We start from the raw sequence: 25,065 nt of genomic DNA, 5'->3' as shown, positions 1-25,065 counted from the left end.
GTAAGGACTGCGAATTCTTCTGTTGTGCACCACTTTTCGATGACGTCGCGCGGGTGAGCCAACCGCCGTCGACGGATTTCTCGGCGGACTTGCGATTCGTCATCACTCGACCACCGCGCCAGGCTGCAGGCGCGCGCCGCGAGCCCAGTCGAGGGCGGACATCATGCGTTTGCCTTGTGGCTGAATCTGATCGAGGCGGACCGCGGTGGTCGCGGTGCCGACGAAGACGCCGGACTTGCGGACCTCGATCGCCCGTTCCGGCAGGACCTCCTCGACCATCTCGACCGGACCGACCTTCAAGCGGCTACCGTTCACCTCGGTCCAGGCACCGGGCGCGGGGGTGACCGAGCGAATGCGACGATTGATCGCCAGCGCGGGCTGATCCCAGCGGATATGTCCGGCCTCGACCGGCACCTTGGGTGCGTAGGAAACACCGTCATGAGCTTGCGGAACAGCTTGCAGCGTCCCGTCTTCCACGCCGTCGAGCGTCTTCTCGAGCAGTACCGCCCCGGTGTTCGAAAGCCGGTCGAGCAACGCGCCCGCGGTATCGGTCACCGCGATCTTCTCGGTCACCACACCGAAAACCGGCCCGGTATCCAAGCCCGCCTCGATCTGGAACGTGGACGCGCCAGTGATCTCGTCGCCCGCGTCGATTGCCGCCTGGACCGGCGCCGCGCCGCGCCAAGCAGGCAAAAGCGAGAAATGCAGATTGATCCAGCCGAACCGAGGGATATCGAGCACCCGCTGCGGAAGCAGCGCACCGTATGCCACCACCGGACAACAATCGGGCGACAATTCGGTGAGCTGCTCGATGAATTCGGGCTCGGCGGGGCGCCGCGGCGTCAGCACCGGAATGCCGTGCTCATCGGCGAGCCGCCCGACCGGCGACCGCTGCACCTTGCGCCCGCGCCCGGCGACCGCATCGGGGCGGGTCAGCACGGCGAGCACCTCGTGCCGCTCCGAATCGATGAAACGCTGCAGCGACGGGACCGCCGGTTCCGGTGTCCCCGCGAAGACAATGCGCATCAGCGGCCCCGTCCGAACGGTCCGGCCTCGGTCGAGCCGAGCGCACGCGAACTGCGCACGGTGATACCCGCGCTGAACCAATCGGATTCGCGAATGGTGCGCATCGCCTCCTTGCGCTGTGCGGGATCGAGCCGATCGATGAACAGCACACCGTCCAAATGATCGGTCTCGTGCTGCACGCACCGGGCCAGCAGGCCCTCGGCCGCGAATTCCACCGGCTTACCGTTCACGTCGACACCGGCGGCCCGCACCCGCAGCGCACGTCGCGTGTCATAGCGCAGCCCGGGAATCGACAGGCAGCCCTCGGGCCCGACCTGCTCCTCCGCACCGACCACCTTATAGGTCGGATTGATCAGATGTCCCCTGGCGTCCTCGGTGTCGTAGACGAAAACCCGCAGACCGACGCCGATCTGCGGCGCCGCCATCCCGACCCCGCCGTCGTCGTGCATGGTCTCGGTCAGATCGGTGACCAACTGCCGCAGCTCACGATCGAATTCGGTGACCTCCGCCGCACGTGATCGCAGGATGGGATCGCCGAAGAGGCGAACGGGCTGAATGGTCACGGTGGCGGCTCCCCAAAACGATGAACACGGTCGATTCATTCTAGAGAGCGACCCCGTTCACACCGATCTCCCCGACCGAACGGGGAAAAGCTGGTAGAACTCCAGTGCGGTCCGGGCGGGGTGTTCATCCCTCCGCCCGGCCGCCCGCGCTTGTCAAGGTTATTTCCGGCGTGTTTCCGAGCGCGGCTGAACGTCGACCGCATCGCCGAACCGACGTAGCGTCGATGGGGTGATTGTTCCTGAGCACCTGCCGACTACCGTCGGCGAGTTGCGCGCGGGCGGCCATCTGCCGCGCAGCGTGAAGTCCGAGATTCGCGAGAACCTGTTGTCCCGGTTGGGTTCCGGCGACGATCCCTGGCCGGGCATCGTCGGCTTCGATCGAACCGTCCTGCCGCAGCTGGAACGTGCGCTGCTGGCCGGCCACGATGTCGTACTGCTCGGTGAGCGCGGCCAAGGCAAGACCCGGCTGCTGCGCACCATGATCGGCCTGCTCGACGAGTGGACACCCGTCATCGCGGGTACTGAACTGGGCGAGCATCCGCTCGCACCGATCAGCCCGGCCGGTCGCCGACTGGCCGAGGAATTGGGCGATGACCTGCCGGTCACCTGGCGGCACCGCTCCGAGCGCTATGCGGAGAAACTCGCCACGCCGGACACCTCCGTCGGTGACCTGATCGGCGATGTCGACCCGGTCAGGGTGGCCGAGGGCCGCAGCCTCGGTGATCCCGAGACCATCCACTTCGGACTCGTACCGCGCGCCCACCGCGGCATCGTCGCCATCAACGAACTGCCCGATCTCGCCGAACGCATTCAGGTCGCGCTGCTGAATGTGATGGAGGAGCGCGATATCCAGGTCCGCGGTTACACGCTGCGACTGCCGCTCGACGTGCTGCTCGTCGCGACGGCCAACCCCGAGGACTACACCAACCGCGGCCGGATCATCACCCCGCTGAAGGATCGGTTCGGCGCGGAGATCCGCACCCACTACCCGCTGAGCGTCTCGGCCGAGGTGGCGCTGGTCCGGCAGGAGGCCGAACTGGTGGCCGAGGTCGGCGACCCGCTGATCGAGGTGCTCGCCCGGTTCGTGCGGCACCTGCGCGAATCGTCCGCCATCGACCAGCGCTCCGGTGTGTCCGCGCGATTCGCGGTCGCCGCCGCGGAAACCGTGGCCGCCGCCGCACTGCGCAGATCGGCGCTCACCGGCGAACACCCCGCCGTCGCGCGTCCCGTCGACCTGGAATCCGTACCCGCGGTATTGCGCGGCAAGCTGGAATTCGAGTCCGGTGAGGAAGGACGTGAGCAGGAGCATCTCACGCACTTGATGCGGCGTTCGTTCGCCGAGACCGGGAGTGCGCTGCTCGGTGGGCTGAACCTGCGACCGTTGGCGGAGGCAGTCGGCGACGGACATCTGGTCACCACAGGCGAACGAGTCCCCGGTAAAGACGTGCTGTCCGCGTTGCCGGAACTACCCGTCCTGCACGAGGTCGCGCGTCGGCTCGGGGTCGGCGCCGACGAACCGCCTGCTCGGATCGCATCGGCGGTCGAATTCGCGCTGGAAGCCCTCTACCTGGCCCGCCAGATAGCCAAGGACTCCGACGACGGCGTCGCGGTGTACGGCTCGTGACCGCCCCGGACCGCTACGCCTACGGGCCCTATCACGACGGGCCCGATCCACTGGCACCCCCGCTCGATCTGCGCGAGGCACTGGACCAGATCGGGCGCGACGTGATGGAGGGCAGCTCACCCCGCACCGCATTGGAGGAGCTGCTGCGCCGCGGTATGCGCGAAATGCGGGGGCTCGATGAGCTCACCCGGCAGGTGTGGCAGCGCCGCGCGGAGATCAGTCGACGACACCGGCTCGACGGCACCCTGCAACAGGTCCGTGAACTGCTGGAGCAGGCTCTGAAAGCCGAGCGACGCGAATTGTTTCCGGATCCATCCGACGACGCCAGATTCGCCGAAGCACAGCTGGACGCCTTGCCGCCGAGCACCGCGGCCGCCGTCAACGAGCTGGCCGAATACCAGTGGCGATCCGAAGCCGGCAGGGAGAACTATCAGAAGATCCGCGACCTGCTCGGTCAGGAGCTGCTCGAATCACGGTTCCAGGGCATGAAACAGGCGCTGGAGAACACCACACCCGAGGATGTCGAGCGCGTCGGACGGATGCTGTCCGATCTGAACGATCTGCTCGCCGCGCATGCACGAGGCGAGGACACCGAACAGCAGTTCGCCGAATTCATGGCCGAGCATGGCGAGTTCTTCCCGGAGAATCCGCGCAATACCGATGAGCTGATCGATGCGCTCGCCGCCAGGTCTGCCGCCGCACAGCGCATGCTGAACTCGATGTCCGCCGAGCAGCAAGCCGAACTGGCCGGGCTGATCGGGCAGGCATTCGGCGATCCGCTCATTGCCCAGCAGGTCGCCGCCCTCGACGCCGCCCTGCGGGCGCTGCGACCGGGCGAGGACTGGGACTCCGCCCAACGGTTTCGCGGCAACGACCCGTTGGGCCTCGGTGCGGGCACCCAAGCCCTGCAGGATCTCGCCGAACTGGACGCGCTCGCCGAGCAGCTGAGCCAGTCCTATCCGGGCGCCAGCCTCGAGGATATCGATCTGGATGCCCTGGCCCGCCAACTCGGCGACGACGCGAGCGTGGATGCCGCCCGGCTCGCCGAACTGGAACGCGAACTGCGCAGACAGGGCGTATTCGAACGGGCGCCGGACGGCTCACTGCGGTTGACGCCCAAGGCTTTACGACGGCTCGGCGAGACCGCGCTGCGCGATGTCATCGGGCAGTTGCGGTCTCGACGCGGCGAGCGGGATACCCGGTTGGCCGGTGCGGCGGGGGAGCCGACGGGCGCCACTCGCACATGGCAGTTCGGCGATACCGAACCGTGGGACGTACCGAAGACCGTGCGCAATGCGGTGCTGCGTTCGATGTCGGTGGGCAGTCGCAGCGTCACGCTCGATGTGTCCGATGTCGAGATCATGGAAACCGAGCAGCGCTCGCGGGCCGCGGTCGCGCTCTGCGTAGACACCTCGTGGTCGATGGTGCAGGAGGGCCGGTGGCTGCCGATGAAGCGCACCGCCCTCGCGGTGCATCAGTTGATCAGCACTCGATTCCGCTCCGACGCACTGAGCCTGATCACCTTCGGTCGGCACGCCACCACCGTCGATATCGGCGAACTGACTGCGCTGGAAGGCGTGTGGGAACAGGGCACGAACCTGCACCACGCACTGCTGCTGGCGGCGCGCCATCTGCGCAGACATCCGGACGCGGTGCCCGTCGTGCTCGTCGTGACCGATGGCGAGCCGACTGCGCATCTGGAGCCGAACGGTGCGGCGTACTTCAATTGGCCGACCGCGCCGCGCACGCTGGCCGTGACGATGGCCCAGGTCGATGCCCTGGCCAAACTCGGCGCGTCGGTGACCGTCTTCATGCTCGGCGAGGATCCGAGCCTGGCCGCGTTCGTCGATTTGGTGGCCCGCCGCAGCCGCGGTCGCGTGGTGGCGCCGGATCTGGACGGACTCGGCGCCGCAGTGGTCAGCGACTACCTGCGCGGCAGGCGCGGTTGATCCGCTGGTCGCTGACCACGTGGTGATACAGCGACATCGCCTCGACCCCGAGCACTTCGGCCAACCGACGTATTGTCAGCCCTTCGATACCACTCTCGTCGGCGATGCCGATCGCCGCGGAGAGTACTCGCATCCGGCTCAACGGGATTCGAGACTCGCCTTCGGCGCGCATCTAAGAATCCACCCACACGGCGAAAATCCGGTATGGACAGCAGAACCGGGCGGAGGGCGATACCTCCGCCCGGTCGCCAGGGTCAGGAATGTCCGGCGATGATGACCTCGGGGATACCGGTGCCGAGCGGCACGTCCCGGCACGTCGGAGCGGGTGCGTGGACCGGGTCCAGCGTCCGCAGCAGCAGTTCCTGCACGAATGGGTCGTAGACCATGTGGAAGTGACCGGTCAGGTCGACCGCGCACTCGTCCTGTAGTGCGATGTTCTCCACATTCGGGCCGTGCAATGCGATATTGCTGAAGGGCTGAATCATCTCGTCGACGCGGCTGCCGATGGTCACGTAGTGCGGGCCGGGCACGGTGTCACCACCCGCGTTGAGTTCGGCCATCAGGGGCGACCCCTGCACCTGCTGCACCGCCGCGAGTGAGGTGACCCGCGCGAAGGCCTGCAGCGCACCCGGAATCGATTGCGCCACCGGCACCAGTCCGTACATCACCCCGCCGTAGCTCGGCGATGCAAGGCCGATCCACTTGCCGACCTTCGGCGCGCCATCGAGCTTGTTCACGTAGTAGCGAGTGACGTTGGCGCCCTGGGAAAATCCGACGATATCGACCTGGGTGGCATTGGTGGCGGCCAGCACCTGGTCGACGAATGCGCCGAACTGGTAGGCGCTCACCGCGATGTCCTCCGTGCCCCAGGTGTCCTTGCCGGGGGCGCCGCCGTAGTTGAGCGCGAAGACGCAGAAGCCGAGCGCCGAGACCTGCGGTCCGATGGCCGCCCAGTCGGAGTAGGCCGACGAATCGGTGCCGTGCGCCAGGACGACCGGGCGGGGATGCTCGGCGGTCGGCTTGCAGTCGAAGTTGTTGGTACCGGCCGGAGCCGCGTTCTTGTGCGTCTTCTGATAGACCGCAGCGGCCAGATGGTCCGGCTGTTCAGGACCGATTCGGGTGGGTACATCCGGCGGGCGATATCCGGCGACCGGCGCACTCACCGCCTCGGGATCAGCTGGTTGAGCGCCCGCGATCGGTGCCGCGCCGGAGCCGAAAACGACGGCTCCGGCCAAGACACCGGCAAACGCAACTCGCTTGAACTGTGATACTCCCCAACCCCACTGACCGTTCGGCTGTTCCATATCACAATGATGTACCCGATCGGCTCGAAAAGTGCACGCTCGAGCGATGTTTCACATTGCCATCACTTTTCGGGGGCATCGTCTTCGGCGAGAATGCGGTATAACGACTTACGCGCCTCGGTGAGCACCTCCGCGGCCCGAGTCGCCTGCTGCGGAGTACCCGCCGCCGCGACCTGAGCGGCCGCACCCATCAGCTGTCCGATGAGCGCACGCAGATCCATCGCCTGAGTGCCGACGTCCTCCTTGACATCGGCCCAGGGATCGCCGAGTTCGTCCCGATGCTCGGCGACGTAGGTCTCGCCCGCGGCGGTGAGCTTCGCGGTCTTGCGTCCGGCGACCTTCTCGATGAGCACCAGACCCTCGTCCTCGAGCTGCGCGAGCGCCGGGTAGATGGATCCCGGGCTCGGGCGCCAGACATCGTCGCTGCGCTCCCTGATCTGCTGAATCAGCTCGTAGCCGTGCATCGGACGCTCGGTGAGCAGCAACAACACCGCGGCACGCACGTCGCCGCGCCTGCCCCGACCGCCGCGGCCGCGCCCACGTCCGAATCCCGGACCGAAACCGGGCCCGAAACCAGGACCGAAGCCCGGGCCGAACTCGGGTCCGAAACCGTGCCGCCCCCCGCGGCGATGCTGGTGACGACCGGCGTCGACCTCGTCGTGCCCCGGCTTCCGCCAGCGGCCACGACCTCTGAATTCTCCGTATTCGATGTTTTCCATGTCAGCCTCCTTGGGCTCTCGTGTATATCTCACGCTATCGACGATATATCGGCAATGCATCGCATGCAAGAGTGATGCGTGACACGAACCGACCGGATGCTCTGATACGAGGAAGGGCCGCACATCGTCGACGCGCGGCCCGTGTCGGGACATGTCACACGAGCGAGATGTGCTGGTTGAGCAAGTCACCAACGAGCCGCCAGATGGCGGTCGACACCCGCGGACGGCAACCGAAGCCGTTATGTCGCAAGCGAATCGATCCAGCGCTCGAGCCGATGCCCCTCGGTCACCATGAGTTCCGGATCGCGGAAGGTATTGGTCAGCAACGAAATCCCCTGATAGGCGGCGAACAGCGCGACCGCGAGCTCTTCCGCATCCACGCGCCCCATTGCGGTGAACTGCTGCTCGATCCAGTCGAGCAGCGTGCGAATACTCGCCGCCGATGCCAGCTCCAGCCCGTCGCCACGTTTACCCAGCTCCGAGGCCAGAGTTCCGGTGGGGCAACCGAATTGCACGGCGCGGTCTCGCTGGTCGACCCAGCCCCGAACCAGGGCCTTAAGCCGATCTCGCGGCTCGGCGCAGTGCTCCAGCGCGGTGATCAAGTCCCGCAACGTCTGCGCATGCGCGCCGAGTGCCGCCTCGACCAGCTGATCTTTGGTCTTGAAGTAGTAGTACACATTGCCGAGCGGAACCTCGGCGGTCCGCGCGATATCGGCGATGGTCGTCTTCTCGACGCCCTGCTCATGGAACACCTGGGCGGCCGCGGCGGCGAGGCGTTCCCGCTTGCCCAACTTGGGCGGCGTGCGCCGACCTTCGACCGAGTTAGTCATACAACTAACTATAGACAAGCGCTCGATCGGTCGACTACGGTCATTTTAGTCAGCCAACTAACTCAGGAGTGAACGTGATCGTAGTGACCGGAGCGACGGGCAATATCGGACGCAACCTCGTGCAGCATCTCGCCGCCGCCGGCGAGCAGGTGACCGCCGTATCTCGCGCGAACAAGGACATCGCAGTGCCCGACGGCGTGCGGCACCGGCGGGCCGATCTCGCCGAACCCGAAAGCCTCTCCCCCGCAGTCGAAAACGCGGATGCGCTCTTCCTGCTGCTGACCGGACCACAGTTGGTAACCGGACCTGATCCGGCGCGGTTCATCGAGGTCGCCGCGGCGGGCGGGGTCAAGAAGGTGGTGCTGCTGTCGTCGCAGGCGACGGGTACCAGGCCCGAACTCGCCTCACACGCGCGACTGCATGCGTTCGAGTCCGCGCTGCAACGGTCGGAGTTGGACTGGACGATTCTGCGGCCCACCGGATTCTTCTCCAACACCTACGCGTGGATCGAGTCGATCCGGGCTCAGCAGTTGATTGCCGCACCCTTCGCCGATATCGCACTGCCCGCCATCGATCCCGGCGATATCGCCGAGGTCGCCGCGACTGTATTGCGCACCGACGGCCACTCCGGGCGCACCTACGAACTGACCGGACCCGCAGCGATCAGCCCGCGCCAGCAGGCCCGTGCCGTCGAAGATGCGTTGGGAACCCCGCTGCGGTTCGTCGAACTCACCCGCGAGCAGGCGCGTTCCGGCATGTTGCGATTTATGCCGGAGGATGTCGCGGATGGCACGCTCGATATCCTCGGCACGCCGACGTCTGCCGAGCAGCAGGTCAGCGCCGATGTCGAACGGGCGCTCGGGCGGCCAGCGACCTCCTATGCCGAATGGGCGCGACGCAATCGCGCCATCTTCGGCTAACCCTGGCCACCGAGCCGAATTCGCTGCTCGCCCTCGCGATCTCGCACAGCGCTGCCGAGGGCGAGCAGCTTCTCAGCCGATGTCGACAGGATCGATTTGAACGCGGAGCGGGGCGTCGGAGCGATGGGTGCTGCGGACGGCCTGGGCGGCGGTAAGAGCGCGGGCCAGGGCGGCGCCGGAGGAGCGGTTCACGCGCAGGAGCATGCGTTCGACTTCGGCCGGGGTATCGCCGCTGTCGAAGGGTTTGCGGGCCCCCGGTGGGAGAGGTACTGGGCCGAGTAGGTCGACATTATCTGGAAGCTTTGCGGCTGAGAGCAATTCGGCGATGGAGCCCGAAGTACCGTCGATGACGGCCATTCGCACCGAGGGTGGAAAGCCGACCTCGGCGCGGCTGGCCACCTCGGCGCGGGCGTGGCCGAGCGGATCCCAGCGCAGCAGCGCTTGGACGGTCGGCAGCGAGGGTTCGGCCATGACGATGACCTGGCCGTGATTGCGCACCAGGGTGGCGGCCGACATCCAGCGGCGCAGCGTGTCCTCGGCGGCGCGCAGGTCCGCACGGCTCAGTAGCGCCCAGCCGTCGAGCAGCAGCGCGACGCCATAACCGCCGGGCAGCACCGGCTCCGCGCCGACGGTCGCGACAATCACCTGCGGGCCCGGTTCCACCGTGTCGAGCATCGCGCCGCCACTGGATCCGCGAATCGGCACGCCGGGGAACGCACGACCCAACTCCTCGGCGGTGCGAGCCGCGCCGATCACCACCGCACGCAGCGCCCTGGAAGCGCAAGCCGGACAGCGGAATGCGGCCTCGGTGATTCCGCACCAGCGGCACGCGGGACTATGCGCGGTCTCGCCCCGATGCCCGGCTCGCCCGTCCGGCAGGGAAAGTGGGCCATTGCAGTGCCGACATCGGGCGGGTGTACGGCATTTCGCGCAGGCCAGCGCCGGAATATATCCGCGCCGCGGCACCTGCACCAGCACCGCCGCACCTTCCGCGAGTGCGGATCGCGCGGCAGCGTAACCAACGGCCGGAATGCGGACCGCCCGCGCGACCGGGTCGCGCTCCATCGCGATATCGGAGTCACCCGGCGCACTGATGCGCGGCGAGAATTTGCGCACCACAGCACGATCGGCGACCAGATCATGCGCCCACCCCGAATCGACCACCGCCTGGATCTCCGCCGTCCGCGCGAATCCGGCAGCAACGAATGCCGCCCCGGTCTCATGCGCCCTCAGCATCGCGACTTCACGCGCATGTGGATACGGCGCCCGTGGCTCGGCATAGGTGTCGTCCCCGTCATCCCAGATCGCGATCAACCCGAGATCGATCGTGGGCGCGAACACCGCACTGCGCGTCCCGACAATCACCCGCGCAGTTCCCCGCAATGCCGCCAACCACCGCCGATACCGCGCGGCCGGTCCCAACCCTGCCGCCAATCCGACCGCCGAATCGCCCACCAGCCGAACGCATTCGGCCAACACCCGATCCAGATCCCGCTGATCCGGCACCATCAGAATCGCACTGCGCCCCCGCCCGACGACGACCGCCGCCAACTCCGCCAACCGCCGCGCCCAATCCTCCCCCGGCACCGCCTGCCACCCGGCCCGCACCCCTTTCCCCTGCCCCAGCGACGCCACAAACGTCACCCCATGGATATACCGCTCCCACGACGGCAAATCCACACCGTCCGGCACACCCGTCCGACCCGAATCAACCAGCGCCACAGTGTCATTCGCAGATTCGTTCGCAAGGACAGCGCCCACATCCGTTGCCGCGACGGCCTCCTCCGACTCCGCATCCGTGTTGGCTGCACCGGCCGAACCGGTCCCCTCCTGCCCTGCCGACATCCCGGCACCAGAATCCGCCACCGATTCGGTCGAATCAGCTGACGGCGGCTCCGATCCAGCACCAACAGCCGCCTCGTGGTCGACCCATCGCACGGGCGCCGGAACAGTACCGGACCGATCGCGTGCAACGTCGACCGCCTCGTCCTCGCGACCCTCGGTGCGCGCCCCAGCGGAATGATCGAGCGTCGCGACCGCCTCGACGGACGCAGCGGATTCGACAGAGACGGCGGTTGTCGCCGTCTGCGTCGTTCGATCCGCAGCTTCACCAGAGCCGCCATCAATTGATTCGGACGAATCTTCTTGCGGCACTTCGGGTTCGGCTGCCTTCTTCGAGCCGCCGTTCTCGGTGCGCGCATGGCGCGGCGGAATCGCGAGGCGCAGGACGTCGGCGCGCGTGCCTGCGTAGCGGGCGGCTACGGCAGTGGCGAGTCGCAGGATTTCCGGGGTCAGGACGCGTTCGGCGGAGACCACGCGTTCGAGTTCGACCAGTTTGCCGGTGTGTTCGCTATGGGACAGACGGGCCAGCAGATATCCATCGACGAGGCGGCCGGCGAACCGGACTCGGACCCGGACACCGGGTTGGGCGATTTCGTCCAACTCCGGGGGGACCAGATAGTCGAAGTCGCGGTCCAGGTGAGCAGGCGACAGCAGCGGGAGCACCCGAGCGATCGGGTGTCCCGCTGCTGTCGAATCGTGCCCCGCCGCGGCTCCGGCATCCGCGGGAGCCATGGCGGTGAGGTCCGCTGTGGATTGGTGCACGCGGCCCCGATGTAACTACAGGCCTACGGCCGCGCGCAGCTTGTCGGCACGGTCTGTGTGCTCCCAGGGCAGGTCGACGTCGGTGCGGCCGAAGTGGCCGTACGCGGCGGTCGGCGCGTAGATCGGGCGCAGCAGGTCGAGGTCGCGGATGATCGCGCCGGGGCGCAGATCGAAGACCTCGGTGATCGCCGTTGCGATTCGCGCCGGATCGACCTTCTCGGTGCCGAAGGTTTCGACGAACAGACCCACCGGTGCGGCCTTGCCGATGGCATAGGCGACCTGGACCTCGACCCGGTCGGCAAGTCCGGCCGCGACCACATTCTTGGCGACCCAGCGCATGGCGTAGGCGGCCGAGCGGTCCACCTTCGACGGATCCTTACCGGAGAACGCGCCACCACCGTGGCGCGCCATACCGCCGTAGGTATCGACGATGATCTTGCGACCGGTCAGGCCGGCGTCGCCCATCGGGCCACCGAGGACGAATTTGCCGGTCGGATTGACCAGCAGCCGGATATCGGAGGTGTCCAGGGTGGGCAGTTCCAGATCGGCAACCACCGCATCGACGACCTTCTCGCGGATATCGGGGGCGAGCAGATTGTCCAGGTCGATATCGGCGGCGTGCTGGGTGGAGATGACTACCGTGTCGAGGCGAACCGGGCGATCCCCGTCGTATTCGATGGTCACCTGGGTCTTGCCGTCCGGACGCAGGTACGGCAGCACGCCCGACTTGCGGACCTCGGTCAGCCGACGCGAAAGCCGGTGTGCAAGTGCGATCGGCAGCGGCATCAGCTCGGGAGTGTCGGTGTTGGCGTAGCCGAACATCAGGCCCTGGTCGCCCGCGCCCTGCCGCTCGATCTCGTCATCCGATCCGGCGGTGCGCGCCTCGTGCGAGGTGTCGACGCCCTGTGCGATATCCGGCGACTGCGCGCCGATCGCAATGTTCACACCGCAGGAATTTCCGTCGAAACCCTTTGCCGACGAGTCGTATCCGATTTCCAGAACCTTTTCGCGGACAATTTTCGGAATATCCGCATAAGCCGATGTGGTGACCTCACCCGCGACGTGGACTTGGCCGGTGGTAACGAGAGTTTCCACCGCCACCCGGCTGTGCGGATCCGCCGCAAGCAGGGCGTCGAGGATGGAATCGCTGATGGCGTCACAGATCTTGTCCGGATGACCTTCGGTCACGGACTCACTGGTGAAAAGGCGGCTGCCGGACGTGGGCACAGTTCTTCCCTCTCCCTCAACGGGTTACTCGTATCGGATTGCGACGGTAACGCGATGCGGCCACCGCACAACCCTTCATTCAGACTATTCCAAACCACCGACGCGACGGGGTTGTCGACAGGCAACTGTCTCAGACTATTGAAATCCGTCGACATATCGGGCCGGGGCTCCAGCCTCCAACACATCGACCAGTCCGGGTTGCGGTCGACAACAGCCTAACCATCACGCGGCGGCGTATCCACCGGACACCCTGGGTGCCCAGCAAACCAAGCGCCGCAATGGGTCTCAGCGCAGCAACGGACCGAGCGCATCCAGCACCCGGCTCCCGAGCAATGCCTTCGATCCGTGGTCGAGCGCCTGTTCGGTGCCGTCGGCACCGAGTAGCCAGCCGTCGTTGGTGTCGACCTCGAACGCCTTGCCCTCGCCGACCGCGTTCACGACCAGCAGATCACAGCCCTTGCGCGCCAGTTTGGCCCGCGCGTGCGTGAGCACATCGCCGTGTTCGTCACCGGTTTCGGCGGCGAAGCCGACGATCGCGGTTCCGGGTAGCTGACCGTCGCGGCGCGCCTGAACCAGTCCGGCGAGAATATCGTCGGTCTTGGTCAGCGGGATCACGTCGGGCTCGTGTGCGCCCTTCTTGATCTTGGCGGCGGCCACGGTGGTCGGCCGGAAGTCGGCGACGGCCGCGGCCATGATCACCGCATCCGCACCGAGCGCATGCTTCTCGACGGCGGTCTTGAGTTGTTCGGCGGTCGTGATGTGCACGAGGTCGACGGCGGCGGGTGCGGCCATCTCGATCGTATTGCCCGCGATCAACGTGACCTGGGCGCCGCGCTGTGCGGCGACCCTGGCCAATGCGTAGCCCTGCTTGCCTGAGCTGCGATTGCCGAGGAAGCGCACCGGATCCAGCGGTTCCCTGGTGCCGCCCGCGGTGATCACCACGCGGCGGCCCACCAGATCGCGCGGTATGGCGTCGGCGCGTTCCAGCAGCAGCGTCGCCAGCCCGAAGATCTCCTCGGGCTCAGGCAACCGTCCGGGACCGGTATCGGTACCGGTCAACCGGCCCGACGCGGGTTCCATGACGATCGCACCATGCGCGCGCAGCGTCGCGACATTGGCGACGGTGGCCGGATGCTCCCACATCTCGGTATGCATCGCGGGCGCGAACAACACCGGACATCGGGCCGTCAGCAACGTGGCGGTGAGTAGATCGTCGGCGCGGCCCTGTGCGGCACGCGCCATCAGATCAGCGGTCGCCGGGGCGATGACCACAAGGTCCGCCTCCTGGCCCAACCGCACATGCGGCACCTCGGGCACATCGGTGAACACATCGGTGTGCACCGGGTTCCCGGAGAGTGCCTCGAAGGTTGCCTTGCCGACGAACTGCAGCGCCGACTCGGTGGGGATCACCCGTACCTGGTGCCCGGTCTCGGTGAACCGGCGCACGATCGAACAGGCCTTATAGGCGGCGATCCCTCCGCCGACGCCGACGACGATCCGTGTGGTCACTACGCCTCCGGCCTAGATGGGTTGTTACTCGCCTTCGGAGTGCTCGAGCAGGTCGGAGTGGATCTCACGCATCGCGACCGACAGCGGCTTCTCCTGCAGGCCGGGCTCGACCAGCGGGCCGACGTATTCGAGAATGCCGTCGCCGAGCTGGTTGTAGTAGTCGTTGATCTGACGGGCCCGCTTGGCCGCGTAGATCACCAGCGCGTACTTGGACGAGGTGCGCTCGAGCAACTCGTCGATCGGGGGGTTGGTGAGGCCGACCGGAGTGTCGTATGCGGGCGCGGGCTTGATGTCCGTACTGCTCACTGAGAGGGCTCCTGCGGGGATCGGTTCTTCAGGCTGGGTGGTTTTCCGAGAGTGCGGGTCACGAACTCGAATTTGTGCTAACGAACAACGATACCAACTGCTCACAGGCGCTGGTCACCTCGTCGTTCACTATGACGATGTCGAACTCGTCACAGGCCGCCAATTCCGTCCTGGCGGTCTCCAACCTGCGGGCGATCACCTCGGGTGATTCAGTGCCCCGCGAGGTCAGCCGGGAAACCAGTTCGTCCCAGCTCGGCGGGGCGAGAAATACCAGCAGCCCCTCCGGCATGGCCTTGCGCACCGACCGCGCGCCCTCGAGGTCCACCTCGACGAGCACCGGCAGGCCGGCTGCGAGTGCGTCACGGACCGGTGCGGCCGGCGTGCCCGAGCGCTGCAGTCCCCCGTGGATATCTGCCCACTCGAGGAGTTCGCCCGCCGCGATCATGGCGTCGAACTCCTCCCGGGACACGAACCGGTAGTCGCGGCCGTCGACCTCCCCGGGCCGGGGGGCCCGGGTTGTCGCCGACACGCTGAAGACCAGTTGGGGCAGCCGCTCGCGGACGCAGCGGACCACGGTCGACTTGCCCACGGCCGAGGGGCCGACCAGTACTACCAGTCGACCCTTCCGCGTGTGTTCGACCACCTTGGTGGTCAGGCGAAGTCGAATCGGGCGAGCAGCGCCTTGCGCTGCCGATCACCCAGTCCGCGCAGACGCCGGGTGGGGGCGATCTCCAGCTCGCTCATGATCTCCGCCGCCTTGACCTTGCCCACCTTGGGCAGGGCCTCCAGCAGCGCCGACACCTTCATCTTGCCGAGGATCTCGTCGGATTCGGCGTCTGTGAGGACCTGCTTCAGGTCGGTGCCGCCACGCTTCAGGCGCTCCTTGAGCTCCGCCCGAGCACGGCGAGCGGCAGCCGCCTTCTCCAAAGCAGCGGCGCGCTGCTCGTCAGTCAGCTGGGGAAGGGCCACGGTTCCTCCGTCTCATCGTTCATTGCATCAACTCCTGCCGGTAAACCCAGCAGTCTCAGCGACCGTACCCACGACGTTGCTCGATTGCGAACCCACCCCCCAGGTCAGCGCATGATTCGCCGATGTCGTAGGGGTGAGCCCGGCGGGATGCGCGCAGCGCGTCGATCACTGCGGTGATCCTACCGCCGAAAGAGCGAAATGCCCCGCTAGCAGGGCGTTTTCATGGCGAAAGTGGGTTAGCGGACTGGTTGCGGCGACGTCCCGCATCGGACCAGCAACCGGTCACCTGTCCGACCTGGAACTTTCTAGGATTTTTCCGCGTGTCGCGTTGTTCTTGCGCGTGTCGGAGCGGAAATGACCGATTACGGGCTCCTGCACCCGCCCGACCGACGCCGGCCCCGTGGAAAGCCACAAAAATCCTGACCTTCGCTTGGACCGCAGCGTGGCGAGAGCGAGCGGCACTGTGTGCCGGTCCAGTTGGCTCCGTGATCGATCAGGACGCCGCCCCGGCCACCGGTATGCCGGATAACAGGAAAATCGGCGCAGGGGGCCGCACAGCTGTTCGATATGACACGTCATGCCCCGCTCAACGGGTCCTCCCCTGCCCCCAAAAAGCGAAATGGACCGACGCCGAAGCGTCGGTCCACCGCAGTCGTCACCGCGTCATCGCCGCAGGAACGCGAACTCCTCCTGCAGCGCGCTCACCTTGGCACGCAGTGCCGAGACGGACGGGCCGTGGCGCAGCACCTCGCGCGAGGCGTTGGGCACAACCGCGTGCAGCATGTGATCGGAGACCAGCTCACGCACGGTTTCCGGACCGCCCCCCTGCGCGCCGACGCCCGGCATCAGGATCGGGCCGTTGAGCCGAGCGAGATCCGGCGCCTCGGTGAGGGTGGCCCCGAGCACAACGCCGACCGAGCCGAATTCCTGGCCCGCATTGCACTGCGCCGCCGCATCCACCATGGTCTGCGCGATCGTGCTGCCGTCCGCGGCGAGTGCCCGCTGGACCTGTGCACCTTCGGGATTCGAAGTGGCGGCGAGTACGAAAAGACCGCGGCCGTTCGCCTGCGCCAGTGTCAAAGCCGGTGCGAGCGAACCGAATCCGAGATACGGCGAAACCGTAAGAGCATCCGAGCCGAGCGGCCCATCGGCGAGCCAGGCGCGGGCATAGGCGTCCATGGTGGAGCCGATATCGCCGCGCTTGGCGTCGGCGAGCACCAGGGTGCCCGAGGCGCGCAGCACCTCGATGGTGCGCTCCAGTACCGCGATCCCGCCACAACCGTAGGCCTCGAAGAAGGCGACCTGCGGTTTGATCAGCGCGACCCGGCCGTCGAAAGCCTCGACGCAGATCTCGGCGAATTTCTCGACACCATCGACATCGTCGGTCAGGCCCCACGATTCGAGCAGGCCGGGATGCGGATCGATGCCGACGCACAGTGGCCCGAAATGCCGCATGGCGTGCTGCAGTCGGGCACCGAAGGTCTTCATCGCTGCGTCTCCTTGGTCAGCCACGCAGCACCGAATGCAGTTCCTGCAGCGAGCGCACCCCGATGCCGCCGTTGATGCTCGCCTCGATGCCCTGAACGGCCGCGGCCGCACCCTGCACCGTGGTGATGCACGGAATGTTCACACCGACGGCCGCCGTGCGGATCTCGTAGCCGTCCACGCGCGGCCCGGAGTTGCCGTAGGGGGTGTTGAACACCATGTCTACCTCGCCGTCGCGGATCTGCTCCACGATGGTCGGCCGATCGGCCGGGCCCTGCTCGGAATGCTTGCGTACCTGTTCGCACGGAATTCCGTTGCGGCGCAGCATTTCCGCGGTGCCCTCGGTGGCCAGGATGCGGAAGCCGAGGTCGTTGAGGCGCTTGACCGGGAACACCATGGCGCGCTTGTCGCGGTTGGCGATCGAGACGAAGACGGTGCCCTCGGTCGGCAACGATCCGTAGGCCGCGGCCTGGCTCTTGGCGAAGGCGGTGCCGAAGTCGGCGTCGATGCCCATGACCTCACCGGTGGACTTCATCTCCGGCGAGAGCAGCGAATCCACGCCGCTGCCGTCGGCCTTGCGGAACCGGTGGAACGGCAGCACCGCTTCCTTCACCGCGACAGGTGCGTCGAGCGGCACATGGCCGCCGTCGCCCTCAGCGGGCAGCAGCCCTTCCTTGCGCAGTTCGGCGATGGTGGCGCCCATGGTGATCCGTGCCGCTGCCTTGGCCAGCGGCACCGCGGTCGCCTTGGAGACGAACGGAACCGTCCGGCTCGCGCGCGGATTCGCCTCGAGCACGTAGAGCACGTCGTCCTTGAGCGCGTACTGCACATTGAGCAGGCCCTTGACGCCGATGCCCTTGGCCAGCGCGATGGTCGAGCGGCGCACCGCCTCGATATCGCTACGGCCCAAGGTGATCGGCGGCAGTGCGCAGGCGGAGTCGCCGGAGTGGATGCCCGCCTCTTCGATGTGCTCCATCACACCGCCGAGGTAGACCTCGTCACCGTCGCAGAGCGCGTCGACGTCGATCTCGATGGCGTCTTCCAGGAAGCGGTCGACCAGCACCGGATGTTCCGGGCTGAGTTCGGTGGCACGGGAGATATAGCCCTCTAGCGAGGCCTCGTCATAGACGATCTCCATACCGCGTCCGCCGAGGACATAGGACGGGCGCACCAGCACCGGGTAGCCGATGCCGGCGGCGATCTTCTTGGCCTGCGCGAAGGTGGTCGCGGTGCCGTACTTCGGCGCGGGCAGGCCCGCGGCGACCAGCACGTCACCGAATTCACCGCGATCCTCGGCCAGGTCGATGGCGGCGGCGCTGGTGCCGACCACCGGCACACCGGCATCGGTGAGGCGCTGCGCCAGACCCAGCGGGGTCTGGCCGCCGAGCTGCACGATCACACCGGCGACGGTGCCCGATTCGGTTTCGGCGTGGTAGACCTCGAGCACATCCTCGAAGGTCAGCGGCTCGAAGTAGAGCCGGTCGGCGGTGTCGTAGTCGGTGGAGACGGTCTCCGGGTTGCAGTTGACCATGACGGTCTCGTATCCGGCCTGCGAAAGCGTCTGCGCCGCATGGACACACGAGTAGTCGAACTCGATACCCTGACCGATCCGGTTCGGACCGGAACCCAGGATGATCACCTTGTCCCGTTCACGCTGCGGCGAGACCTCCGACTCGGCCGCGGGGTCGAGCTCGTAGGTCGAGTAGTGATACGGGGTTTTGGCCTCGAACTCCGCGGCGCAGGTGTCGACGGTCTTGAAGACCGGACGGATACCGAGCCGGTGCCGCAGTGCGCGCACGCCGGTCTCACCCGCCAATTCCGGTCGCAGCGCGGCGATCTGGCGGTCGGAGAGGCCATAGTGCTTGGCGCCGCGCAGCAGCGGCTCGTCCAGTACGGGCGCGTCGATGAGCTCCCGGCGCAGCTCGACCAGCCCGGCCACCTCGGCGACGAACCAGGGGTCGATGCCGGAGGCCGCGGCGACGTCCTCGATGCTCGCGCCCAGGCGCAGCGCCCGTTCGACCTGGTAGATGCGCCCCTCGGTCGGAGTGCGCAGATCTTCGAGGATGGCCTCGGTATCGGTCCAATTGCCATCGTCCTGGGTCCAGAAGCCAGCGGCCTTGGTTTCCAGGGAGCGCAGCACCTTGCCGAGCGCCTCGGCGAAGTTGCGGCCCAGCGACATCGCCTCGCCGACCGACTTCATGGTGGTGGTCAACGTGGCGTCGGCGCCCGGGAACTTCTCGAAGGCGAAGCGGGGGGCCTTGACGACCACATAGTCCAGGGTCGGCTCGAAACAAGCCGGGGTTTCCTTGGTGATGTCGTTGACGATCTCGTCCAGGGTGTAGCCGATGGCCAACTTGGCCGCGATCTTGGCGATCGGGAAACCCGTCGCCTTGGAAGCCAATGCGGACGAGCGCGAGACGCGCGGGTTCATCTCGATGACGATCAGGCGGCCGTCGCGCGGGTTCACAGCGAACTGGATATTGCAGCCACCGGTATCCACGCCGACCTCGCGCAGAATGTCGATGCCCAGGTCGCGCAGCCGCTGGTATTCGCGGTCGGTGAGGGTCATGGCGGGTGCGACGGTGACCGAATCGCCGGTGTGCACACCCATCGGGTCCACATTCTCGATCGAGCAGACGACCACGACATTGTCGCGGCCGTCGCGCATCAGCTCGAGTTCGTATTCCTTCCAACCCAGGATGGATTCCTCGATGAGCACATTGGCCGTCGGCGAGGCGGCCAGACCACCGCCCGCGATCCGATCCAGGTCCTCGTCGTTGTAGGCCATGCCCGAGCCGAGCCCGCCCATGGTGAACGACGGCCGCACAACCACCGGAAAGCCCAGGTCCGCAACGGTTTCGCGGACCTCGTCCATGGTGTGGCAGACCCGCGAGCGAGCGCTCTCGCCGCCGACCTTGGCGACGATGTCCTTGAATTTCTGCCGATCCTCACCACGCTGGATGGCCTCGAAATCGGCGCCGATCAGCTCGACGTTGTATTTCTGCAGCACACCGCGCTCATGCAGGGCGACCGCGGTATTCAGCGCGGTCTGCCCGCCGAGGGTGGCCAGAATGGCGTCGGGGCGTTCCTTTTCGATGACCTTCTCGACGAATTCCGGGGTAATCGGCTCCACATAGGTGGAATCGGCGAATTCCGGATCGGTCATGATGGTCGCCGGGTTGGAGTTCACCAGCGATACCCGCAGGCCTTCGGCCCGCAGCACCCGGCACGCCTGGGTGCCGGAGTAGTCGAATTCGCACGCCTGGCCGATGACGATCGGGCCGGAGCCGATCACCAGGATGTGCTTCAGATCCTCGCGGCGAGGCATCAGGCTCCTTCCATGAGACCGGCGAAACGGTCGAAGAGATAGGCGGCGTCGTGGGGTCCGGCGGCGGCCTCCGGGTGGTACTGCACCGAGAATGCGCGGCCGTCGACCAGGCGCACGCCCTCGACGGTGCCGTCATTGGCGCACACGTGGCTGACCTCGGCCTTGCCGAACGGGGTGTCGAACTGTTCGCCCTGTTCGCCCTCCAGTGCGAAGCCGTGGTTCTGCGCGGTGATCGAGATCCGGCCGGTGTCGTGTTCGACGACCGGGACATTGATGCCGCGGTGGCCGAACTTCATCTTGTAGGTCTTGCGGCCGAAGGCGCGGCCGAGGATCTGGTTGCCGAAGCAGATACCGAACAGCGGCAGCCCCTTCTCCAGCACACCCTGGGTGATGGCGACCGCGCCGTCCTGGGTGGCCGGGTCGCCGGGACCGTTGGACAGGAAGACGCCGTCGGGCTTCAGGTCCAGGATCTGGTCCAGCGAGACGGTCGAGGGCACCACATGCACCCGCATGCCGCGCTGGGCGAACATGCGCGGGGTGTTGGTCTTGATGCCGAGGTCGACCGCGACAACAGTGAAGCGCGGGTCGCCGTGCGGTTCGATCGTGTACAGCGCGTCGGTGCTGACCTCTTCGGCCAGATCCGCGCCGAGCATCGATGGCTGTCCATTCACCCGGGCCAGCAGTTCGTCGGCGTCGGCGAGCGCCGAACCGGAGAAGATGCCCGCCTTCATCGAACCGCGGGTGCGCAGGTGGCGCACCAGCGCGCGGGTGTCGATACCCGCGATGCCGACGATCTGCTGGCGGTCCAGTTGGTCCTGCAGGGTGCCGGTGGAGCGCCAGTTCGACGCGACGCGCGAGGCGTCGCGGACCGCGTATCCGGCGACCCAGATCTTGCCGGATTCGTCGTCCTCGTCGTTCCAGCCGGTATTGCCGATCTGCGGGGCCGTGGCCACCACGATCTGGCGGTGGTAGCTGGGGTCGGTGAGGGTCTCCTGGTACCCGGTCATCGCGGTGCAGAACACCGCCTCACCGAGTGTTTCGCCAACCGCGCCGAAGGCCGTGCCGCGGAACACCCGGCCGTCCTCCAGCACCAACGCTGCCTGATCTGGCCCACCGGTCACCCGACCACCGCCTCCCATCGAATCGCTTCGCGATCCTGCATTCATTCGTCGTCTCCCGTCATCGCCCTGGCCCACGCCGGGTACACCGTCTTGTCGTCACCTCGGAAACCGGTATCAATCTCGGTTCCGGTCGGCAGCTTCCAGCGAATTACCAGCACACCATCTTCCGTCATCACCTTGCCCGCATGGCCACGTTCGGCCCGCACGGCCGTAATGGATTCCTGCGGAATCCAGATCACCGTCGCACCGTCGCGCTCGAGCAGAATCCCCCGTTCGAACCGCGTGAGTTCCGCTGTGGCCCGGAAGCCCAAGTCCCCCACCGCGATCCGGTCCTGCCAGCTCGGCGCGATGGTGCTGCCGAGATACATCCCGGAGGTCGGCTCGAGCACCTGGGCGCCGAGATCACCCGGCACGTGCGGTAGTTCGCCGATGCGCGCCGCCTGGCGCGCGGCTCGGTTCAGCCAGCCCCGGTACATCAGCCAGACGCACAGAACGAACAGTGCGATCAACCCGACCACCAACAGCGTTCTCATTTACGAACCTCCGACCGCCTTGCCCTCACGGGCAGTTACCCGGCCTCGGAGCAACGTCGTCGTCACTCGAGCCGGAAACGTCATGTCCTCGAACGGCGTGTTGTTCGAAATGCTGGCGAGTTCGGCGGCCCGCACGGTCCAGGTCGTATCCGGATCGACCAGCGTGAGGTTGGCGGGTTCGCCGACCTCGATCGGGCGGCCATGGCCGTCTAGTCCGACGATTTCGGCTGGACGCTCGCTCATCACCCGGGCGACACCGCGCCAGTCCAGCAGGCCGGGTTCGACCATGGTCTGCACGATGATCGACAGCGCGGTCTCCAACCCGAGCATGCCAGGGCGGGCGGCAGCGAATTCGCAGCACTTGTCCTGTTCGGCGTGCGGGGCATGATCGGTGGCGACGCAGTCGAGGATGCCCTCGGCGAGTGCCCGCCGCAGCACGATGGTGTCGGAGACCTCACGCAGCGGCGGGTTCACCTTGTTGACCGCGTCGTAGGTCTCCAGGCGTGAGTCGTCGAGCAGCAGATGGTGCGGGGTGACCTCGGCGGTGATCGAAATGCCCTGCGCCTTGGCCCATTTAACCAATTCGACGGTACCCGCCGTGGAGGCGTGGCAGATATGGACGCGGGCACCCGCGTCGCGGGCCAGCAATGCGTCGCGAGCCACGATCGACTCCTCCGCGGCGCGCGGCCAACCTGCCAGACCGAGGCGGGCGGCAGCGGGACCTTCGTGCGCGACAGCGCCTTTGGTGAGGCGCGGTTCCTCGGCATGCTGAGCGATCAAGACGCCGAGGGAGTTCGAGTACTCCAGTGCGCGGCGCATGAGCAGCGGGTCGTAGACGCAGTGGCCGTCATCGGAGAACATGCGCACCGCACCGACGCCGGCCGCCATGGTACCCATTTCGGCGAGTTGCTTACCCTCCAAGCCGACCGTGACCGCACCTACCGGATACACATCGACCAGGCCGACCTCTTGGCCGCGCCGCCACACGTGATCGGTGACAACCACCGAATCGGCGACCGGGTTGGTATTGGCCATGGCGAAGACCGCGGTGTAACCGCCGAGCGCCGCCGCGGCGGAACCGGTTTCGATGGTTTCGGTGTCCTCGCGGCCGGGTTCGCGCAGATGGGTGTGCAGATCGACGAAGCCGGGCAGCAGGATCTGGCCCCGCGCGTCGATGACCTCGGCGTCGATAATGCCGAGATCGGTTCCGATGGCGGCGATTACACCATCGCGCACGAGTACGTCGACCGGCTCGCCCTCGCCGTACGGCCGGACACCCTCGAGCAGCAGACTCATGCGACAGCCTCCTGGGTACCGACCAGCAGCCGGAACAGCACGGCCATCCGCATATGCACTCCGTTCGTCACCTGTTGCAGAATCGCCGCCTGCGCGGAATCCGCCACGGGCGAGGCGATTTCCATGCCGCGCAGCATCGGACCCGGATGCAGGACGACCGCGTTCTCGTCCAACAGCGCGAGCCTGCGCTCGGAAAGTCCGTAGTTGACCGAATATTCGCGGGCCGACGGGAAGAAGCCGCCGTTCATCCGCTCCTGCTGCACCCGCAGCATGAGCACCGCATCGGCGCCGGGCAATTCGGCGTCCAGCGAAGCCGAGATCCGGGCGGGCCACAGGTCCGCGCCGACCGGTAGCAGCGTGCGCGGCGCGACCAGCACCACCTCGGCACCAAGAGTATCGAGCAAGAAGACATTCGAGCGCGCGACCCGGCTGTGCAGGATATCGCCGACGATGACGATCCGCTTGCCCTCGATATCGCCGAGACGCTGACGCAGGGTCAGCGCGTCCAGCAGCGCCTGCGTCGGATGCTGGTGGGTGCCGTCACCGGCATTGATGATGGCCGGACCCTGCCGCCCCTCGGAAACCGCCCAGCCATCCATCCAGCGCGCGATCTGATGCGCGGCGCCGGAGGCCGGATGCCGGACGATGAGTGCATCGGCTCCCGCCGCGTGCAAAGTCAGCGCGGTATCGCGCAGTGATTCGCCCTTGGAGACCGAGGAGCTGCTCGCGCTGACATTGATCACATCGGCGCTCATCCACTTGCCCGCGACCTCGAACGAGACCCGGGTGCGAGTCGAGTTCTCGTAGAACACCGTCATCACGGTGCGCCCGCGCAGCGTCGGCAGCTTCTTCACCTCGCGGCCCAGCAGCGCCTGTTCGAAGCGTTCGGCCTCGTCGAGCAGCTCGGTGGCGGTGGCATGATCGAGATCGGTCACCGTCAGCAGATGTCTCACGACTCCACCTCGCTAGCGCTCGGCTCCGCCGTTCGACCTCCGGTCGCTGTGTTGATGGTTCGCTCGCTGCACTCGCTCACGACCACCTCGCTGACACTCGCTCCGGCGAGCCGGTTCACTGCGCTTCCTCCTGGTGCAAATAGACGCCGTCACGGCCGTCGTGTTCGGTGAGCAATACGGATATGTCCTCGCTGCGGGAGGTCGGCACGTTCTTGCCGACGAAATCCGCGCGGATCGGGAGTTCGCGATGGCCGCGGTCGATGAGCACCGCGAGTTGGACCGCGCGCGGACGGCCCAGATCGCGCAGACCGTCGAGGGCCGAGCGCACGGTGCGACCGGAGAAGAGCACGTCGTCGACCAAGACCACGAGTGCGTCCTCGATGCCGCCCTCGGGCACCGAGGTGCGCTCGAGTGGGCGGTGTGGGCGGCTGCGTAGATCGTCGCGATAGAGGGTGATGTCGAGCGAGCCGAGGGCCGGGCGGACGCCGGAGAATTCCTCGATCTTGTCGGTGAGTCGCGCGGCCAGCGTGGTGCCGCGGGTGGGAATACCGATCAGCACCACGCGCGGTGCGTCCGGCTCGCCCGCATCCAGGGCGGTTTTTTCGATGATCTGATGCGCGATGCGCGCGATGGTCCGGCCGACGTCGGAGGGAGACAGCAACTCGCGTCCCGCGCTCACCCACTCCGGGGTGTGTCGCTGCGACGTTTCGGCAGCGCCGGACTTGGCGGCCCGTTCCTCGGGCACAGCCATACCGACCTCCTTCCCCGCCTCACCGGACGGTCCGTTAAAGGATGTCTT

22 protein-coding genes are annotated in these 25,065 nt (G+C 66.9%); 3 read left to right on the top strand and 19 right to left on the bottom strand.

The window, feature by feature from the left end:
* Positions 1–102: 102 nt before the first annotated feature.
* Both fmt and def read right to left on the bottom strand, forming a co-directional pair.
* Positions 103–1,026, bottom strand: coding sequence for a methionyl-tRNA formyltransferase (fmt, locus tag ACIBI6_RS02455; RefSeq protein WP_364340235.1), 924 nt, complete (start codon positions 1,024–1,026; stop codon positions 103–105).
* Positions 1,026–1,589 (bottom strand): peptide deformylase, encoded by a 564-nt coding sequence (gene def, locus ACIBI6_RS02450; protein ID WP_396955072.1) that lies wholly within the window; start codon positions 1,587–1,589, stop codon positions 1,026–1,028. The genes fmt and def overlap by 1 nt, the downstream gene beginning before the upstream one ends.
* A 229-nt stretch (positions 1,590–1,818) precedes the next feature.
* Between def and ACIBI6_RS02445 the strand changes: the two genes are divergently transcribed.
* Together ACIBI6_RS02445 and ACIBI6_RS02440 are read left to right on the top strand one after the other, a co-directional pair.
* The gene (locus tag ACIBI6_RS02445) at positions 1,819–3,213 is read left to right on the top strand and encodes an ATP-binding protein (protein ID WP_364340229.1); all 1,395 of its coding nucleotides are present in this window, start codon (positions 1,819–1,821) and stop codon (positions 3,211–3,213) included.
* Positions 3,210–5,162: a VWA domain-containing protein gene (locus ACIBI6_RS02440; protein WP_396955071.1), complete on the top strand. Its 1,953-nt coding sequence runs from the start codon at positions 3,210–3,212 to the stop codon at positions 5,160–5,162. Before ACIBI6_RS02445 ends, ACIBI6_RS02440 begins: the two co-directional genes overlap by 4 nt.
* Here ACIBI6_RS02440 and ACIBI6_RS02435 read toward each other — a convergent pair.
* From ACIBI6_RS02435 to ACIBI6_RS02420, 4 genes are all read right to left on the bottom strand, one after another.
* A complete protein-coding gene (locus ACIBI6_RS02435; protein WP_364340225.1) occupies positions 5,131–5,334 on the bottom strand; it encodes a hypothetical protein in 204 nt (67 codons plus the stop codon). The genes ACIBI6_RS02440 and ACIBI6_RS02435 overlap by 32 nt on opposite strands.
* Positions 5,335–5,416: 82 nt before the next feature.
* Complete coding sequence (locus ACIBI6_RS02430; RefSeq protein WP_396955070.1) at positions 5,417–6,466, bottom strand: esterase/lipase family protein; 1,050 nt, start codon at positions 6,464–6,466, stop codon at positions 5,417–5,419.
* A gap of 62 nt (positions 6,467–6,528) precedes the next feature.
* Positions 6,529–7,185, bottom strand: coding sequence for a PadR family transcriptional regulator (locus ACIBI6_RS02425; RefSeq protein ID WP_364340221.1), 657 nt, complete (start codon positions 7,183–7,185; stop codon positions 6,529–6,531).
* Between the two features lie 239 nt (positions 7,186–7,424).
* Entirely contained in the window at positions 7,425–8,015 is a 591-nt protein-coding gene (locus ACIBI6_RS02420) for a TetR/AcrR family transcriptional regulator (protein WP_364340219.1), read from the bottom strand.
* Positions 8,016–8,089: 74 nt separating this feature from the next.
* Here ACIBI6_RS02420 and ACIBI6_RS02415 point away from each other — a divergent pair, with 74 nt between their 5' ends.
* A complete protein-coding gene (locus tag ACIBI6_RS02415) occupies positions 8,090–8,935 on the top strand; it encodes an NAD(P)H-binding protein (RefSeq protein WP_396955069.1) in 846 nt (281 codons plus the stop codon).
* 72 nt (positions 8,936–9,007) lie between these two features.
* Here the strand turns inward: ACIBI6_RS02415 and ACIBI6_RS02410 are convergent, their stop codons facing one another.
* From ACIBI6_RS02410 to pyrR, 13 genes are all read right to left on the bottom strand, one after another.
* Positions 9,008–11,509, bottom strand: coding sequence for a primosomal protein N' (locus ACIBI6_RS02410; protein WP_396955256.1), 2,502 nt, complete (start codon positions 11,507–11,509; stop codon positions 9,008–9,010).
* 45 nt (positions 11,510–11,554) lie between these two features.
* Positions 11,555–12,766, bottom strand: a complete 1,212-nt coding sequence (metK, locus tag ACIBI6_RS02405) for a methionine adenosyltransferase (protein ID WP_364340216.1) — start codon at positions 12,764–12,766, stop codon at positions 11,555–11,557.
* A gap of 285 nt (positions 12,767–13,051) precedes the next feature.
* Positions 13,052–14,275 (bottom strand): bifunctional phosphopantothenoylcysteine decarboxylase/phosphopantothenate--cysteine ligase CoaBC, encoded by a 1,224-nt coding sequence (coaBC, locus tag ACIBI6_RS02400; RefSeq protein ID WP_364340214.1) that lies wholly within the window; start codon positions 14,273–14,275, stop codon positions 13,052–13,054.
* 24 nt (positions 14,276–14,299) lie between these two features.
* Positions 14,300–14,581, bottom strand: coding sequence for a DNA-directed RNA polymerase subunit omega (rpoZ, locus tag ACIBI6_RS02395; protein WP_040692158.1), 282 nt, complete (start codon positions 14,579–14,581; stop codon positions 14,300–14,302).
* A gap of 58 nt (positions 14,582–14,639) precedes the next feature.
* Complete coding sequence (gene gmk / locus ACIBI6_RS02390; protein ID WP_364340211.1) at positions 14,640–15,224, bottom strand: guanylate kinase; 585 nt, start codon at positions 15,222–15,224, stop codon at positions 14,640–14,642.
* Between the two features lie 8 nt (positions 15,225–15,232).
* Positions 15,233–15,550: an integration host factor, actinobacterial type gene (mihF, locus tag ACIBI6_RS02385; protein WP_040692163.1), complete on the bottom strand. Its 318-nt coding sequence runs from the start codon at positions 15,548–15,550 to the stop codon at positions 15,233–15,235.
* A gap of 663 nt (positions 15,551–16,213) precedes the next feature.
* Positions 16,214–17,038 carry an orotidine-5'-phosphate decarboxylase gene (pyrF, locus tag ACIBI6_RS02380; RefSeq protein ID WP_364340208.1) on the bottom strand — a complete coding sequence of 275 codons (825 nt, stop codon included), beginning with the start codon at positions 17,036–17,038 and terminating at the stop codon, positions 16,214–16,216.
* 16 nt (positions 17,039–17,054) lie between these two features.
* Positions 17,055–20,363: a carbamoyl-phosphate synthase large subunit gene (carB, locus tag ACIBI6_RS02375; protein WP_396955068.1), complete on the bottom strand. Its 3,309-nt coding sequence runs from the start codon at positions 20,361–20,363 to the stop codon at positions 17,055–17,057.
* Complete coding sequence (gene carA, locus ACIBI6_RS02370) at positions 20,363–21,502, bottom strand: glutamine-hydrolyzing carbamoyl-phosphate synthase small subunit (protein ID WP_364340716.1); 1,140 nt, start codon at positions 21,500–21,502, stop codon at positions 20,363–20,365. Before carA ends, carB begins: the two co-directional genes overlap by 1 nt.
* A 23-nt stretch (positions 21,503–21,525) precedes the next feature.
* Entirely contained in the window at positions 21,526–22,017 is a 492-nt protein-coding gene (locus tag ACIBI6_RS02365; protein WP_364340203.1) for a transporter, read from the bottom strand.
* On the bottom strand, positions 22,018–23,313 hold the full coding sequence (locus ACIBI6_RS02360; RefSeq protein WP_364340201.1) for a dihydroorotase: 1,296 nt from the start codon (positions 23,311–23,313) through the stop codon (positions 22,018–22,020). It abuts the gene before it with no gap.
* On the bottom strand, positions 23,310–24,266 hold the full coding sequence (locus ACIBI6_RS02355; protein WP_364340198.1) for an aspartate carbamoyltransferase catalytic subunit: 957 nt from the start codon (positions 24,264–24,266) through the stop codon (positions 23,310–23,312). The genes ACIBI6_RS02360 and ACIBI6_RS02355 overlap by 4 nt, the downstream gene beginning before the upstream one ends.
* Positions 24,267–24,381: 115 nt before the next feature.
* A complete protein-coding gene (gene pyrR / locus ACIBI6_RS02350) occupies positions 24,382–25,017 on the bottom strand; it encodes a bifunctional pyr operon transcriptional regulator/uracil phosphoribosyltransferase PyrR (protein ID WP_040692178.1) in 636 nt (211 codons plus the stop codon).
* Positions 25,018–25,065 lie beyond the last annotated feature (48 nt).

The sequence above is a fragment of the Nocardia sp. NPDC050412 genome (assembly GCF_044458825.1).
In the GTDB taxonomy this organism is placed as follows: domain Bacteria; phylum Actinomycetota; class Actinomycetes; order Mycobacteriales; family Mycobacteriaceae; genus Nocardia.
This window is presented reverse-complemented; position numbering and strand designations above follow the sequence as displayed.